A 14467-nucleotide genomic window follows, 5' to 3' on the forward strand; every position below is an offset into this window, starting at 1 on the left:
ATCGGCCGGACCCGCTACCGCCTCACCACAGCCCTGCGGCAGTGGCTCCGGCTCCGCGACGGCCGATGCCCGTTCCCCGGCTGCAACAACCCCTCCCTGGACAACGACGCGGACCACCTCCTGGCCTGGGCCGACGGCGGCACCACCGGGATCACCAACCTCGCCCAGCCCTGCCGCAAACACCACCGGCTCAAACACTCCTCCGCCTGGACACCCACCGAAGCCAGCAAGAACCACCCGCCCGGCTGGATTTCACCGACCGGGCGGCACTACCGCAGCGAACACCAGGACTGGGGACCACCCCACTGGCCGGACCACCTCCTGATCACAGGCGCAGATCCGGACCTGGACGCGCCTCCGGATCCTGGACCTCATCCCGACCTGCCGCCGCCCCAGGACCCCTTCCCGGACTGGTACGAATTCACGGCCGCGCATCCAATGCCCGCAGAAGACTGGGACTATCCGGGCTGGCCGGCGACCTTGACCGACCCCATCCCGGAACTGCATCCTGATCCAATGTGCCAGCACGAACACGCTCCTGCCGGCGCTCTTTGACCGTGGTTCCGGGCCGCGTCGGGCCCGTTGCCCGCCGAACCCGGCAGAGTGCAGGACACCGGCCGGCTACCGGCGGGTCCTGTCCGCCACACGCAATCAGGACTACGATTTTTCAAGCACGCGGTGACAAGCACAAGTGAGGGCGGAGGCAGAGTGAGGAAAACGCTGTGACGGGAGAGCCGAGGTTGAGCGGACCACACTGGCGGCGAGTCGTGGCAGCTCTCGCCAACAACGACGCTCGAACCATGTACGCCCAAATAGTGCTCGGCGCCCACCTCCCCGATGTGGCCGCTGATCTCAATGATCAACGGCGAAACCGGGCCATCGCCGCCCTGCTTGAGTCGGGGCTCGTGGATCGGAATGCTGCAAACGAACTGGAGGCACCTGAGGCGATCTTCCGCGACCTTCTCACGCAGCAACCTCGGCGACAGGCGCAGACCGGACTGGACCGCTTCATGCGCCTGGGGAAGATCGAGAGGTATCCGGCAAACATGACGGAACGCCGAAACCTCTTGGCCTGGATTGTCAGCGAAGCCATCGAGCCGGGCGAACACCTAACGGAGAAGCAGGTTAATGAGCGGCTCCTCAGCTATTCCGATGATGTCGTGATGTTGCGCCGCTACATGATCGATTTCGGACTATTGGAACGGACACCGTCCGGCTCCTCCTACTCGCGGCACGACGATGCATAGGCTTGGAACTTGACGTGCTCGTGGGGTCAATGCCCGCCTGAGCGCCAGCTCGGTGCAGACGAGACGGAGTCGTTTCAGGTGCCAGGGGGCAGGATGAAAGCAGGCACCGGACTTGAAATCCTGATCATAAGCATGCTTAGGATGGAGTCATGGCCGTAGCGAACGGCTGCCAACCAGAGGAGGAAACACCATGGGACTAGGCGACAAGATCGATAACGCTGCCGAGAAAGCTGGCGGTAAGGGTAAGGAAGCTGCCGGGAAGGCCACGGGCGACAAGAGCCTGCAGGCTGAAGGCCAGGCTGACCAGACCAAGGGCGATTTGAAGCAGGCCGGCGAGAAGGTCAAGGACGCCTTCAAAAAGGACTGATCCGAATGCAGGCGACGGGCGCACCTCTGACACAGGGGTGCGCCCGTCGCTGTGTCCGGACGATCACGCCCCCGCAAACGGTGGCACATTTCCCCGGTAATCCACGTCGCAGATTAGTGCGGTAGTTAGAACCGTCCGTAGCGGGCGCGGGCCATCGAGTAGATGCCGTAGCAGATCAGCCCTGCCGCAGTTGCGGCGAGCAGGAACACACCATACGGCTGGGAGCCGAGGGTCTTCAGGCCGCCGTCGAGGCCGGACGATTTCGAGGGATCCGCGGTGGCCGCGGCGACGATGATCAGGATGCCGACGACGGCGAGGACCACGCCTTTGGCGGCATAGCCAATGATTCCGATCCACTTGACCGCCGTGCGGGCGTTGCCCGGGACCTGCAGATCGTCCATGAACTTCCGGGTGACGCCCCGGTAGACGTAGAAGGCACCGGAGACGATGATCGCGAGACCGACGGCGATCAGTAGCACCCCGCCGGCCGGTGCCGCCATGAGCTTCGCGGTGAAGTCACTGGCCGACTGGCTGGAATTCTTGCTCCCGCCCGAGGCGAACACCGCGAAGGTAAAAGCCAAAAAGCCGTACACCACGGCTTTGCCCACGGCCGCCCCCGCCTCTTGCAGCTTCTTCTTCGAGTCGGCCTCGGAGCGGGCCTCGAAGACGGCCTCGCTGAGCATCCAGAGGGCCAGTGCGGCGCAACCTGCAAACCCGGCCCAGAGCAGGAACGGACCGCCCGGCTTCGAGGCGAGCGATCCGATCGCTCCGGACTGGTCGGCCTCACCGCCCTGCCCCCTGTTGATCTGCAGGGCAATAACTCCGATCAGGATGTGGACCAGGCCGATGAAAACGAACCCGGCGCGCGCCAAGGTTCGCAAGGCGGGGCTCCGGCTCGCCGACGCCGCTTCGGATACCGCCCGATTAGCTTTCTGCGAGGCATTGCCCATGGCCAGACCTTCCCAATATGAACTTGATCGTCGGTTGCCCACTCAGCATCGCCAGCCCGCCAGCGTCGCGGAATGATTCAGTCTAAGTCCGTCCGCGGAGTCCCGACAGACCCGGCTAACGGATGATGGTCTCCACGCCGGCGCTCTTGCTCTCCACGGCCGCTGAGCGTATGAGAGAAGCATGGGTTCGCAACGAGACGTCCTCCGCGGACGCGTAGCGGTGGTGACTGGCTCGACACGCGGGCTGGGGTTTGCCATGGCCCGGCTGCTGGGGCATCAGGGCGCGACGGTGGTGCTGGCGTCCAGGTCGGACGGCGATGTTGCGGCCGCCGTCGAGCGGCTGCATTCGGAAGGGATCGAGGCGGCCGGACGTCGCTGCGACACCGGTGAGCTGGCCGACGTCGAGGCCCTGCGCGACGAGGCCGTAAGCCGCGGGACGCTCGACATCTGGGTTAACAACGCCGGAGCCTCCGGTGTCTTCGGGCCGACGGCGTCAACCCCGGTGGATGACTTCACGCGAGTGGTGCGCACGAACATCCTCGGCACTTTCCACGGGTCGAGGACTGCGTTGCCGGTGTTCCTCGGCCAAGGCCACGGCGACCTCGTCAACGTTTACGGCCGCGGCGATCAGGGGCCGGTGGCGCTGCAGAACGCGTATGCGTCGAGCAAGCGCTGGGTCCGCCAGTTCACCGAGACGTTGCGACTGGAGACCAAGGGCACCGGCGTCCGGGTGCACGGCATGAATCCGGGCCTGGTGATCACCGACATGCTGGGGCACGTCAGCTCTCAGCCCGGGTACGAGCATCGACTGGGCGGCCTGCAGATCGTCGTCGGGCTGTGGGGTCAGTCCCCTGACGACGCCGCGAACCCGCTTCTGGGCCTCGTAACGTCGGACGCTGCCGAGTTCCGGTTGACCAAGACGACCATGCTGACCCGCGGGGTGCGCAACGCCCTGGCCGGCCGCCTCCGTCGCGCCAACCGCATGCCCTTGGACGTCACCGTGCTGGGCCAACACCGCAAGGGGTGACGGGGCGGTTGCCCCGCACGTCGTCGTCGACGGATACGAGGTTGGGGCGAGGTCACCCGGTGCGGGTGAGGCGCCGCACGTGACCGGGGCACAGGATGGAACTGTGGCGCTCCGTCGGACCGCCTTGTACCCAATCAGAAACGGAGGTCATCAGCATGGCTGAGTCACTGGATGAACTAGGGCCTGTGGACTGGCTCGTTGTGGAGTTCCCCGGGCCCGACTTCGGCAAGGGCCAGATCGCCCCATTCCTGGAGGACCTGGTCAATCGTGACCTCATCCGGGTGCTCGACATGGTGTTCCTCAGGAAGGACGGGGACGGCACGCTCGAGATGGCGGAGATCTCGGACCTCGACCCGAGCGAGCTCGGCGAGGTGCGCGTGGCCGAGGCCGAACTGGCCATGGTGCTCTCCGAGCAGGACCTCATGGACCTGGCCGAGACGATCGAGCCCGGCCACTCCGCCGCGGTGCTTGTCTGGGAGAACCAGTGGGCGGCCCCGTTCGGCACGGCAGTGCGCAAGGCCGGCGGCCAGCTGGTGGCCAGCGGCCGGATCCCGAGCCAGGCTGTCATCGCCGCCTTCGAGGCCGACGCTGAAGCCGAAGCCCAGTCACCCGCAGGAATGAAGGAAGGAGCCTGACATGCCGCTAGCAGCACGACGCAGGCGCAGGACCGCCGCCGCCGTCGGCGGGGCCGTTGTTGTCGCCCACGGGATTAACCGTCGCGGTGACCGACGTGAAGACCGGCGGGACGACCGCGGCGACCGCCGCGACGACCGTCGCGACCGCCGCGACTGACACCAGTTCCGGTACACTCAAGTGCGCATGACCCTCCTGGGGTCATGCGCACTTGTGTGACGGCCTCCTGAAGTTGACGCACACACATCCGGCAAGGCTCACCGGATTCTCAGCGGTCAGCCCGCGCCCTGGCCCTCGCGGGCCACCTCCTCCAGGATCCTGGCCGACGGCGGTGCCGTCATCAGCTGCCCTATCACTTCGGGTTTGTCCCACACCTGGCTGCGCAGCCGTTCCAGAAAGACGGTCGCAGCGTCCTGGGTGTCGAAGTCGAGGAGCACGGCCACGCTGTTCTGGTCCTCGGTATCCCGGAACACCCGGACAGACCGGGCGCCCGCGGCGGCACGGCCTGCCGGATCGGTGTCGAAGACTTTCTTCCATGCCTCGTAGTCCCGGACCGGATAGCTAATCTGCAGGGTGAACATCGTCGTTCCTTTCCCTTGGGTTTTGTCAGGACCACGATAGGCCGCCCAGCGTCGTCCCGGTAGGGCCGCAGGGCGGCCTTGATCCGGTGTCTATGACCCGGTCGCTGCCATGAGTCGGCACAGTCGTAGGCTACTTTGGAGACCGGACACGAGTGGCCTGGCGTCGGCCTGAAAGAAGGACTGAGTGGACAGTAATGCTGGTACGTGGTTTCTGAGTCGTGCTGAGCGGGGGAATCTGGCCACAGACGTACACGCGGGCGGCGCCGGGTCGCCGTCGTGGTCGGAGGGCAATCTGGTGCGGCCCCTGATTCATGGAGCGACCTACTTCGCCCGGCTGCATGAGGAGTTGACGGCTCTGAAGGCCGGAGACCGCGTGTGGTTCACTGACTGGCGTGGAGACGCCGACGAGCGGCTGCTGCCGGACGGGCCGTCGATCGGCGACGTGCTCTCGGGCTTGGCCCGTGCGGGCGTGGAGGTGCGGGGCCTCGTTTGGAGATCCCACGGGGAGCGCGTAGCGTCCCCAATCAGCGGCCGATCCAATGAACTCCTAAGTCGTCGGGTCAACGACGCCGGCGGCGAGGTGCTGCTGGATCAGCGTGTACGTATGTTCGGCTCCCATCACCAGAAACTCTTCGTCATCCGCCATCGCGACGACCCGTCGCGGGACGTCGCGTTCGTTGGCGGGATCGACCTTTCCCACAGCCGGCGAGACGATGCCGACCATGCGGGAGACCCGCAAGCGGTGGACATGGATTCCCGGTACGGGAAACGGCCCCCGTGGCACGATGCGACCCTCGAACTGCGTGGGCCCGTGGTGGCAGATGTTCTGGCGGTGTTTGCCGAACGGTGGAACGACCCCCATCCCCTGGATCGGCGTACCCCGTACCGGATGCTGCTGCAGCGTCTGGCCCGAATGCCCCGGCACCCCGAACCGCTCCCGGAAACTGCACCACCACCGCCACCGGCGGGTCCTCACTCCGTGCAGCTGCTGCGCACCTACGGGGTGAAACGTCCTCCGTTCCCGTTCGCGCCCGAGGGGGAACGCAGCGTCGCCCGCGCCTATGCGAAGGCTTTCTCCCGGGCCCGCTCGCTGATCTACATCGAGGACCAGTACCTGTGGTCGACAGAGGTGGCGGCCGGAATCGCGGAGGCCCTCGAGCGGAACCCCGAATTGAACGTGATCGCCGTCGTGCCCCGCTACCCCGACTCCGACGGCGCCATCGCCGGGCCGGCCATCCGGATCGGGCAGCTGCGTGCCATCAGGATGCTGCGCCGGGTCGCGCCGGACAGGGTCGGCGTGTTCGACCTGGAGAACAGCACCGGAACCCCGATCTACGTCCACGCCAAGGTCTGCATCATCGATGACACCTGGATGACCTGCGGCTCAGACAACTTCAACCGCCGATCCTGGACCACCGACAGCGAGCTCACCTGCGCTGTACTCAACGCCACCGCTGACAACGGGGAAAATCCCGGCGCCGACACCGGCCACGACGTTTCCCGGCCGCTGGCCCACGGTCTCCGGCTCCAACTCTGGGCCGAACACCTTGGCCTGGACCAGGACGATCCCCGGCTCCTCGACCCGGCGGCCGGGCTCAAGCTTTGGAACAGCGCCGCAGACGCTCTAGACCAGTGGCACGAAACCGGGCACCGCTCGCCCCGCCCCATCGGCCACGTGCGCCACCACACCCCAGAGCCCGTGTCGTCCCTCCAACGTCTCTGGGCGGTTCCGATGAGCCGCTTCGTCGTGGACCCGGACGGGCGGCCCCGCCGGCTGCGGGGCACCACAGAGTTCTAAGCAGGACGGTGTGGGCGCGGCCACCAACGAGGGCGGAGGCAGAACCAAGGCCGCACCCTGGCCTCGCGCCGGAGGGTGCGGCCTTCGTTCCTCTGCAAAGTTAGGACAGTCGGCTGGAGAATTCCTCGGCAGTCATCGGGGTGGAGAACATCGGGTAGTCGTACGCGATCGCGTTGTCGTGTTCCTCAACCGATGTTGCAGCGACACAGTCGCTCAGCGTCACCACCTGGTACCCGTTCTCGTAGCCACTGCGCATGGTTGATTCGACGCAACAGTTGGTGAGGAATCCACCCAGGACGATGGTGGTGATGCCTTTGCTGCGCAGGATGAAATCCAGGTTTGTGCTGGCGAAGGTGTCGAGACCCCTCTTGCCTTCAATGACGATGTCCCCCTCGGCCGGCGCCAGCTCGTCAATGATGGCCGCACCCCAGGTTCCCTTGACGAATACGCCACCGTCCACGACCCCCTTGAGGATCCCGTACGGATGCTTGCCGAGTTCGTTGTAGCCCTCGGCAAACGTGATGGGCGCGTGCATTATCGTGACCCCGGCCGCGCGGGCTGCTTCTACAACGCGAGCGGTGTTGGCGAGCATGTCGGTTTTTTCCATGACCGGTCGGACAGCGTCATGCAGGCCGCCGCCCTCGGACGTGAAGTCGTTCTGGTATTCGATAAGTACGACGGCGGTGGTTTTCGGATCAAACTTCAAGGCATCCTCCTGGTCGGCGGTGGAGCGCCCGCGGCGATGCCGACGGTCGAGGTCAGACTAGCCGCGGCCCCCGCACAGGACAAGGGCTCGCGTCTCCCACGGGCGCGGAATCGCATCCCACTGCGCCGCGCTCGTTCATGCTGGTCGTCCCTGTCCCTGGCATATCTGATGGCCGCTGTATCCTCGTGCTCATGACTGAAAGCCCCCAACTGGTGAACAGAGCACGCGATTGGATCGCAAAGGGCCGTTCATTTCACTACCAGCAACTCGCCACGCACCGCAGGGTGAGGCGCCTCGGAAACACCCGGCTGACATTCACCACAGGCCAGGCCATAACCAACGTGAGCGCCTTTTTTGTTGCCGGGTCGACGGGCTCAGCAGGCTTACCGGATTGGGCCGTCGTGGGTGTTTTGCTCGCCGGCTTCCTGGGGGGCAAGTTTCTGTTCCCAGTCCCGGTCAGCAGTATCGCCAGTCGGCGAGGCCCAGGCGATGTGGTCAGTAGAAGCGCAATCGAGCTGGACAGCATGAACCCGGAGGAAATCCGGGTGTACGAGAACAACATGGTGTTAAAGCACCGGCTCAAGGACGCCGGAGAACTGGGGGCCGCACAGGCGCTGCAGCGCCAGCGAGAGGCGGCCCGGACAGCGGAGGAGTCCGCTGGGCTACCCACGGGAAGCCTCAACGGGCTGTCATTGGTTGACGCTCGGGCCTATAGCGCCGTGGCCGCACAGCATGACCGCCTCAAGAGACGGTGGCTGGCCTATGAGGTTGACCCGCAACTGCAGTTCGACTTTCCGGCGATGTCCGATACTGCTTTCCCTGCTACCGCCGCCATGATCAGGGCGATGCGGAAGGCGGAGCAGGCAAGGTTGGAAGTCAGCACGGCGAACTACCAGTCCGCCGTCGCGGGGTTCGGCGACGCGCTGACGGTAGCCGAAGCCTCCGCCGGAGTGCCTTAGGTGTAGGCCACCGGCCGACGCACTTGAGCCGCGTAAATGGGGATAGCTCCGAATGGGGCACGGGCCAGCGGACCGAATCAAGCTGCCGTCACGGGTCGTCCAAGTCCCTCGCGACGACACTGCCGGCCGGCTCGGCATTGTGCCGGGGGCCTTTGATCTCCGCTCCAACCGGGCTGGTTCTCCAAACCCGGCGGCATCTGCCTGCGACGCTGGGACGGTGGGATCGGCCGGGACCCCTTGCGTGCGCCCCTTGGGGGCCGTTCTTAACATAGCGTGGGGGCAAGGGCCGCAGCCGGGCCCGGGACTGTTTGACGGAGGACGAACATGGAATACATCAAACTCGGCAACACCGGCATGGACATCTCGCCGCTGGCACTGGGATGCATGACTACGGGGACCCGGGCCGGGGCCCGCATTCCTGGACGCTGCCGGAGGACCAGAGCCGGCCGCTGATCCGCCAGGCCGTGGAGGCGGGCATCAATTTCTTTGACACTGCCAACGTGTACTCCAATGGTTCCAGCGAGGAAATCATAGGCCGGGCCCTGGCCGATTTCACCCGCCGGGATGAAACCGTCATCGCCACGAAGGTGCACGGCGCGATGCGGCAGGGCCCCAATGGGCGGGGCCTGTCCCGCAAGGCCATCTTCGCCGAACTCGATGCCAGCCTGACCCGGCTGGCAACGGACTACGTGGACCTGTATCAGATTCACCGGTGGGACCCCTCCACGCCGATCGAGGAGACTTTGGAAGCCCTTCACGACGTCGTCAAAGCCGGCAAAGTCCGCTATATAGGCGCATCCTCGATGGCCGCCTGGCAGTTCAGTAAAGCGCTCTACCTTCAGCAATTAAACGGATGGACCCGTTTCGTCACCATGCAGGACCACTACAACCTGGTCTACCGGGAGGAGGAACGCGAAATGTTCCCCCTCTGCGCGGACCAGAAGATCGGGGTGCTGCCGTGGAGTCCGCTAGCGCGGGGGAAGCTCACCCGGGACTGGGACGAGAAAACCAACCGCTCGGAGAAGGACGAGTTCGGCAAGACGCTCTACACCACGGAGGAAAGCGACAGGGCAGTGGCCGAAGCCGTGCGCGTCATTGCCGAACGCCGCGGCCTGCCCCGCGCCCAGGTCGCCCTGGCATGGGTCCGCTCCAACAGCGTGGTCAGCGCGCCGATTGTCGGGGCGAGCAAGCCGGCACATCTTACCGACGCCGTCGCTTCCCTGGAACTGACGCTCACCACCGAGGAAAAGGCGGAACTGGAGAGCCCCTACGTCCCGCACGCGGTCGCCGGATACTGAGCAGCGACGGCGTGAGGTGACCCGTCGGCAGCACCAACCGCGCGATTGACGGACGCTGAAGCGCGGCCTGGCTCGGATCTGACAAAGTCAGCACACGGGGCGTCGCGGCATTCAGGCCGTAGGCCTTTCGCCCCCCCATCATCAGGTGAGTATCCTGCCGGCGGCTGAATCGGCAGAGAACCCCATTCGTCCGGGCGGACAACTCAGCGCCACTGGAAGTACTCGCGGTGGATGTTGGCTGTGCGGACTCCTGCAGAACGGAAGGTCCTCCGGAACTGCCTGAGCATGGGATCCGGCCCACCCATGAAGACCGAGAGCTTCCGGGGCGAGGTGTCCACGGCGGCAAGCACCTGCTCGGGCGTCAACCGGCCGTCGACGGCGGTGTCCACCAAGTGCACGGTCAGGCTCGGGTAGTCTTTCGCGATGGATGTGATTTCCGCGGCGAACGGGGACGGTCCTGCCGACGTGACAAAAAAGTGGACTGACTCCCGCAGGTCCCCCTCCAGGGACCGCAGCCAGCTCAGGAACGGTGTGCTTCCCACACCGGCGGCAATCCAGACCTGGTGTTCCGTTCCCTTATGCCTGTCGAACCGGCCATAGGGCCCGCCCACCACCGCCGGCATTCCGGGCTGCACCACGTCAGGAAGCCTTGTTGTGTGGTCCCCGAGCGCCTTGACGGTGATACGCAGGTGCGGGTCCCGGGCCGAACCGGACATGGAAAAGGGATGGCGTTGCCAGCCCTGCTTGGTTTCCAGGTAGATTATGGCGAACTGGCCAGGCCGGAAGTCCAGCGGTTTGCCGAGCGGTGCAAGGCTCAGCTCCACCAGATCAGGGGCCACCGCTTTGACCTGGTCCACCTGGTAGTCGTGGTGCGGCAGGAAGCGGCGCGCCAGGAGCTCCCGGTAGGCGTAGAACGCCAGCCCGACGCCGCCGATGGCCACGAAACTCCACCGTAGCCCGGGGGCGGCGTCGAACGCGCTGGCGTCCAGCAGTCCGTGGAAGAACCCGGCCGCAACGAATATTCCCGTCAACCGGTGGAAGCCACGCCAGCGCTCGTAACCACCCAGCAGGCGGGCCAGTAGGCGGACCGGCCGGGCGCGTCCGAGGCCAAGGACCAGGTCGCGCACCCGCGCGGGGACCATGGTCCGCCAGCGCGGCAGGATGGCCCAGGCCACCAGGGCCGCGAGCCCGGAGATCCCGATGACGGCAAGGGTTTTCCCCACGCTGGTCGCCTCGGGGTTGGCTGCCAGCTCGATGTGCGGAAGCAGGAGGACGGTCCCGGTGATGGCGGCACGCCGGTGCCAGATGGCTGCGTGGTCAATCCCGCCGAACACGTGCTCCACCTGCGGAAGGGTGCTGATCAGGACCAGAGCGATCGAGAGCAGCAGGATCGACTCCCCGCCGAAGAGCTGGCCGACGTATCCGGCGGCAGGTTCCCCCGCGGGACGGACCAGGAGCCAATACAGGGCGTAGGCTGCCGCGAGGATGATGATCACCGTGGGGCCCACGCGCCTCAGGGGCACGCCCGGGAGCGACGTCAACGGTTTGGCTCCGGGCTGCGGAACTACCAAGAATCTCGACTCCTTTATCACGGCTTGCTCGTGCAGCACCGCCTAGCCGTCATCCTAGGCCAGCCACGGGCGGCCCGGAGAACCAGACACCAGCATGGGCGGTGGCTGTGCCGGGGTCCCCTTGTTGGATGCCGTCCGCATGGCATCGCCCGTTGTCGGCATAGAACCGCGCGACCGGCGTGCCCGATGTCCGCACTCCTAAAGCTCCGCTCAACCCAACTCCCTGCGCGGTCTCATCAAGCCATGGGCTGCTGAGTGCTCACAAATCGGGCCCTGCACGATTTACCGTGCAGGGCCCGATTTAGTTGCAGCTACTTGGAATACTTCCAACTAGACAGACGATGCGTTTCTTCCAAATAGGAAGCTATTCTTCCAATTAAGTCGACATCTCACACGAGTGTAGATGGACAGGCTACTTGGTCCGAAGGACCATCGTTTCGACCTTGTAACTACGCGATAGCTGGCGCCCAGGCGTTACTGGCCCCGGACAGGCCAGATGGTCCTTTATGCGCTCGGCCCGGTTCCCAATAACGGTTAGGGGTTTGAGAGTTCCACGTCGCGCCCCGGGTCTTCGGGTTTTCCCTGACCGCCCGGTCAGCCTCGATCCGTTTTGCCGCTCAAGGTAGGCACGCTCGGCTGCATTTTTGATACCGCCAAAAAGTCCGGCTATGGCGTCGCCAACCGCAGTTCCACCATGCTGGGCAGCAGCACCACCCAGACATTAGCTCGCTGTCGGAAGCAGCCGTTGACCCGCCGGCAGGCCCCCGATCATGAGCGCGCATTCCTCCAGTAATCCCCCTGGTTACCGAAGAACACAGATTCATCCATGCTTAGCTCCAACTTGTTCTCGCATGATGCAGCAACCTGCTTCTTGACGGCCCGGACTGGAACCGGGCTCGTACGTGTCGACGAACCGGCGTCGGGAAGCACTGGCCGCCTGCCCTGCTGCGGAATCTCGGCCCGACACACTTGTTGGCTGACTTTCGACGCCACGGGAGCTGCTTTCCGAGGACTTCGTGCCGTCAGCGGGCGGCACATGACCGGGATTTCCCGCTCGTAGTCCTTCAGCAGGTCCACTAGGAGGCCCACATATCGCATGTAGTGCTCGCCCCCGCGCAGTTGTGTGAGATCCAGGCGCTGGCGTTCATGTCGGTATCGAATCACCATCAGCTTTTCGCCAGGGAAGCCGGTACCGGGCAGGGACACGATGGCTTTCGTCCAATGTGTGAGCATTTCAAGCCGGTTCAGCTCCCGCTCTCGCGGTGAAGCGTTCGTGCCGTAGACACGAGCAAGCCCGCGCCAGGTACCGAGAAGTTCACGTCGGGGGTCCACCAAGGACAGCCCTTGTGCGTAGGGCGACTGCACAAGCTCGATGATGTCGAGAACCAGGGAACTTGGCAGCGTCTGTCCTCCCCCATGCCCCAGTTCCAGATACCGGTCGACGCGACCTGCCACAATGCCGAAGGCACGCATCCATGTCCGTGCCGATCCGGAAACCCTGCCGTTGACGGCAGCACTGTTAGCGAGGTACTGGGCCACCCACCGGGTGAAGGGCTCGTATGGCTGCAGTTCATTATTTGGCATGGCCGGGTTCCTTACTCTTGTTTGTTTTTGAGCACAAAAAAGGGCCCGCATGGGGCCCGTGGTAACTGCTGTCGCGCTATTCAGAAAGGCACGATCTGTGGAGATCGTGATTTTTTGGCTGAAAACTAATAAGGGGTGATGTCCCTAAGAAGGAACGGCACGTTCGACGACATCAGGGATGGTCAGCTCCCGAACGAACGCGAAATGATTTCGTCAAAGGCGTTTCGCGTCTGCTGACGCTCGGCTTTTTGGCTGATCCTCTCGGCAAGGTCGGCATGCAGTGCTTGTACCGCCAAATGGAGCTCATCGCTCTCAACCTCGGTGCTTCGGTACGGAGCGGCCCGGAGGTCCATGTTGATGTATTCGGACAGAAGTGCCTCGGTCAAAACCTGGAGTGCAAGTACCGCCACGTGGGGACCGAAGAGTTCTTCGAGCTCCTCCGCTGCAATACCAAGGCCTTCCGACGCCGTCACAGTGACCCATCCATCGCGGAGGGGCAGGACCTCGACGTCCTGGACGCTAAGCCCCGTGTCCTCGAGCGGTATACACAGTGAGCCCACAAGGTGCCGCGTGTCCATTCCCGTAACCCTGACCGGGTACATATTCACCTCGAGCACCGGGAGTCCATGCTCGTCCTCGCCGGCGATGACGAGCTCCATCGCGAACGTGGAGTCCAGGTGATTTTGGTTGTAGTCAAAGTTGCTCATTGGTCTTTCCTTCCAGTTTCCGTGTTTGCCCGAGCCAGGAGTGGGCCGAGGCTTGAACTTATGACTTCATGTCGGCCCAACTGTGGGCACAAAAAAAGACCGCGGCATGCGCGATCTCATCTATTGTCTTGCCAGTACTGTCCGAAGTTTCTTCGAAGCCTTCGGGCTTATCCGTGCGTTGGGACCGGTCCCAGAGACAACTCCGGGTTCAAACTACCGCGCGTCACTTATTGCTAATTATCGATAGTGGCGTCAAGGGCAGAATGGTTACGTCCGCGTTCATGGCCGTCTCTGCGCACTCACCACCAACGTCGCCCGTTCAGTACAGTATGAGTTGTCCTGGGGTTGTCACTGCCTATGTTTAAACCTTACAAACCGCCGCCAAGGATTCTGCGTACGCACTGCAAGTCGGGCTCACAATTGTGGGCCTTCTTCTGCAATCGGCTGTGCGGACGACCCACCGCCGGTAATCTGGCAGGCGACTCCCACGAGTTCACCTGATTCCGCGCCACCGCGGCAATTGCGCCGGCGAACTTCTGCAGGTGGGCGATGGCCAGCTCAACAGCTTCATCACTTCTACTGTATAGGCAGCACCAAATTCTGGTGCCGACCCACTGCTGCCACGGCCTTCAATCTCTGACATGTGGAAGACGCCTCCGGGCAGGACGCCTGGATGCCTATTCCTAAGCTAACCGGTACTGTCAAATCTTCTGGTTACGCTGATTCGACCGCTAGCTGCACCTACGAAAATCCTCAGGCTGAAATGAGGCTCGCCCATCCCGGCTCCATACCTCTATGCCCACCAAACATGCAGCTGCCAATCTCGTAGGCCGGTCACTGAGGACGCGGCGTACGTGCACCGAGCGCGCCCCCGGTAAGTGGAAACCGTTGGTGTTTCTTGAAGGATCACGTGGTTGGATACCATCAACTTCGGAATGGCGACCTCCGCTTCAACTTCAAGTCGTCCCATAAGACGGCGGAAGAAGCCTGCGCAGGGCAAGCGCCTCGTACATCGCTTCAAGACTTGACTCTCTTCCAA

General features: G+C 64.1%; 14 protein-coding genes and 1 pseudogene. 9 read left to right on the forward strand and 6 right to left on the reverse strand.

Annotation, left to right across the window (positions count from 1 at the left end; all coding sequences use genetic code 11):
- The 3 genes from AB4Y72_RS14750 to AB4Y72_RS14760 form a co-directional block, all read left to right on the forward strand.
- The coding region (locus tag AB4Y72_RS14750; RefSeq protein ID WP_441426909.1) for an HNH endonuclease signature motif containing protein at window positions 1-555 on the forward strand (555 nt) is incomplete at its 5' end.
- Window positions 556-767: 212 nt separating this feature from the next.
- Window positions 768-1247, forward strand: a complete 480-nt coding sequence (locus AB4Y72_RS14755) for a DUF2087 domain-containing protein (RefSeq protein WP_441426910.1) — start codon at window positions 768-770, stop codon at window positions 1245-1247.
- Window positions 1248-1437: 190 nt separating this feature from the next.
- Window positions 1438-1614, forward strand: coding sequence for a CsbD family protein (locus tag AB4Y72_RS14760; protein WP_441426911.1), 177 nt, complete (start codon window positions 1438-1440; stop codon window positions 1612-1614).
- Between the two features lie 125 nt (window positions 1615-1739).
- On the opposite strand, the gene AB4Y72_RS14765 is transcribed toward AB4Y72_RS14760, so the two are convergent.
- Complete coding sequence (locus AB4Y72_RS14765) at window positions 1740-2495, reverse strand: DUF1206 domain-containing protein (protein ID WP_441426912.1); 756 nt, start codon at window positions 2493-2495, stop codon at window positions 1740-1742.
- Window positions 2496-2745: 250 nt separating this feature from the next.
- On the opposite strand from AB4Y72_RS14765, the gene AB4Y72_RS14770 reads away from it, so the two are divergent.
- From AB4Y72_RS14770 to AB4Y72_RS14780, 3 genes are all read left to right on the forward strand, one after another.
- On the forward strand, window positions 2746-3591 hold the full coding sequence (locus AB4Y72_RS14770) for an SDR family NAD(P)-dependent oxidoreductase (protein ID WP_441426913.1): 846 nt from the start codon (window positions 2746-2748) through the stop codon (window positions 3589-3591).
- Between the two features lie 155 nt (window positions 3592-3746).
- Complete coding sequence (locus AB4Y72_RS14775) at window positions 3747-4226, forward strand: DUF6325 family protein (RefSeq protein WP_441426914.1); 480 nt, start codon at window positions 3747-3749, stop codon at window positions 4224-4226.
- A 1-nt stretch (window position 4227) separates the two neighbouring features.
- Window positions 4228-4383 (forward strand): hypothetical protein, encoded by a 156-nt coding sequence (locus tag AB4Y72_RS14780; RefSeq protein WP_441426915.1) that lies wholly within the window; start codon window positions 4228-4230, stop codon window positions 4381-4383.
- 116 nt (window positions 4384-4499) lie between these two features.
- Here AB4Y72_RS14780 and AB4Y72_RS14785 read toward each other — a convergent pair whose 3' ends face one another.
- On the reverse strand, window positions 4500-4805 hold the full coding sequence (locus AB4Y72_RS14785; protein ID WP_441426916.1) for a hypothetical protein: 306 nt from the start codon (window positions 4803-4805) through the stop codon (window positions 4500-4502).
- Between the two features lie 295 nt (window positions 4806-5100).
- Here AB4Y72_RS14785 and AB4Y72_RS14790 point away from each other — a divergent pair, with 295 nt between their 5' ends.
- Window positions 5101-6603 (forward strand): phospholipase D family protein, encoded by a 1503-nt coding sequence (locus tag AB4Y72_RS14790; RefSeq protein WP_441426917.1) that lies wholly within the window; start codon window positions 5101-5103, stop codon window positions 6601-6603.
- 100 nt (window positions 6604-6703) lie between these two features.
- Here AB4Y72_RS14790 and AB4Y72_RS14795 read toward each other — a convergent pair whose 3' ends face one another.
- On the reverse strand, window positions 6704-7309 hold the full coding sequence (locus tag AB4Y72_RS14795; protein WP_441426918.1) for a cysteine hydrolase: 606 nt from the start codon (window positions 7307-7309) through the stop codon (window positions 6704-6706).
- Between the two features lie 191 nt (window positions 7310-7500).
- Between AB4Y72_RS14795 and AB4Y72_RS14800 the strand changes: the two genes are divergently transcribed.
- Window positions 7501-8268 carry a hypothetical protein gene (locus AB4Y72_RS14800; RefSeq protein ID WP_441426919.1) on the forward strand — a complete coding sequence of 256 codons (768 nt, stop codon included), beginning with the start codon at window positions 7501-7503 and terminating at the stop codon, window positions 8266-8268.
- A 324-nt stretch (window positions 8269-8592) separates the two neighbouring features.
- Window positions 8593-9566 (forward strand): annotated as a pseudogene (locus tag AB4Y72_RS14805) (aldo/keto reductase).
- A gap of 203 nt (window positions 9567-9769) precedes the next feature.
- On the opposite strand, the gene AB4Y72_RS14810 reads toward AB4Y72_RS14805, so the two are convergent.
- From AB4Y72_RS14810 to AB4Y72_RS14820, 3 genes are all read right to left on the reverse strand, one after another.
- Window positions 9770-11137 (reverse strand): ferredoxin reductase family protein, encoded by a 1368-nt coding sequence (locus tag AB4Y72_RS14810; protein ID WP_441426920.1) that lies wholly within the window; start codon window positions 11135-11137, stop codon window positions 9770-9772.
- A gap of 768 nt (window positions 11138-11905) precedes the next feature.
- The gene (locus AB4Y72_RS14815) at window positions 11906-12721 is read right to left on the reverse strand and encodes a hypothetical protein (protein WP_441426921.1); all 816 of its coding nucleotides are present in this window, start codon (window positions 12719-12721) and stop codon (window positions 11906-11908) included.
- A 182-nt stretch (window positions 12722-12903) separates the two neighbouring features.
- Window positions 12904-13428 (reverse strand): hypothetical protein, encoded by a 525-nt coding sequence (locus AB4Y72_RS14820; RefSeq protein WP_441426922.1) that lies wholly within the window; start codon window positions 13426-13428, stop codon window positions 12904-12906.
- Window positions 13429-14467: the final 1039 nt, after the last annotated feature.

Origin of the sequence: Arthrobacter sp. YAF34, from assembly GCF_052113245.1 — a bacterium.
Classification (GTDB): domain Bacteria; phylum Actinomycetota; class Actinomycetes; order Actinomycetales; family Micrococcaceae; genus Arthrobacter.

Excerpts from the sequence above, each read along its gene's own strand:
- AB4Y72_RS14775 (WP_441426914.1), top strand. The coding sequence starts at position 3,747 with ATGGCTGAGTCACTGGATGAACTAGGGCCTGTGGACTGGCTCGTTGTG.
- AB4Y72_RS14800 (WP_441426919.1), top strand. The coding sequence starts at position 7,501 with ATGACTGAAAGCCCCCAACTGGTGAACAGAGCACGCGATTGGATCGCA.
- AB4Y72_RS14760 (WP_441426911.1), top strand. The coding sequence starts at position 1,438 with ATGGGACTAGGCGACAAGATCGATAACGCTGCCGAGAAAGCTGGCGGT.
- AB4Y72_RS14780 (WP_441426915.1), top strand. The coding sequence starts at position 4,228 with ATGCCGCTAGCAGCACGACGCAGGCGCAGGACCGCCGCCGCCGTCGGC.
- AB4Y72_RS14785 (WP_441426916.1), bottom strand. The coding sequence starts at position 4,805 with ATGTTCACCCTGCAGATTAGCTATCCGGTCCGGGACTACGAGGCATGG.
- AB4Y72_RS14820 (WP_441426922.1), bottom strand. The coding sequence starts at position 13,428 with ATGAGCAACTTTGACTACAACCAAAATCACCTGGACTCCACGTTCGCG.
- AB4Y72_RS14815 (WP_441426921.1), bottom strand. The coding sequence starts at position 12,721 with ATGCCAAATAATGAACTGCAGCCATACGAGCCCTTCACCCGGTGGGTG.
- AB4Y72_RS14770 (WP_441426913.1), top strand. The coding sequence starts at position 2,746 with ATGGGTTCGCAACGAGACGTCCTCCGCGGACGCGTAGCGGTGGTGACT.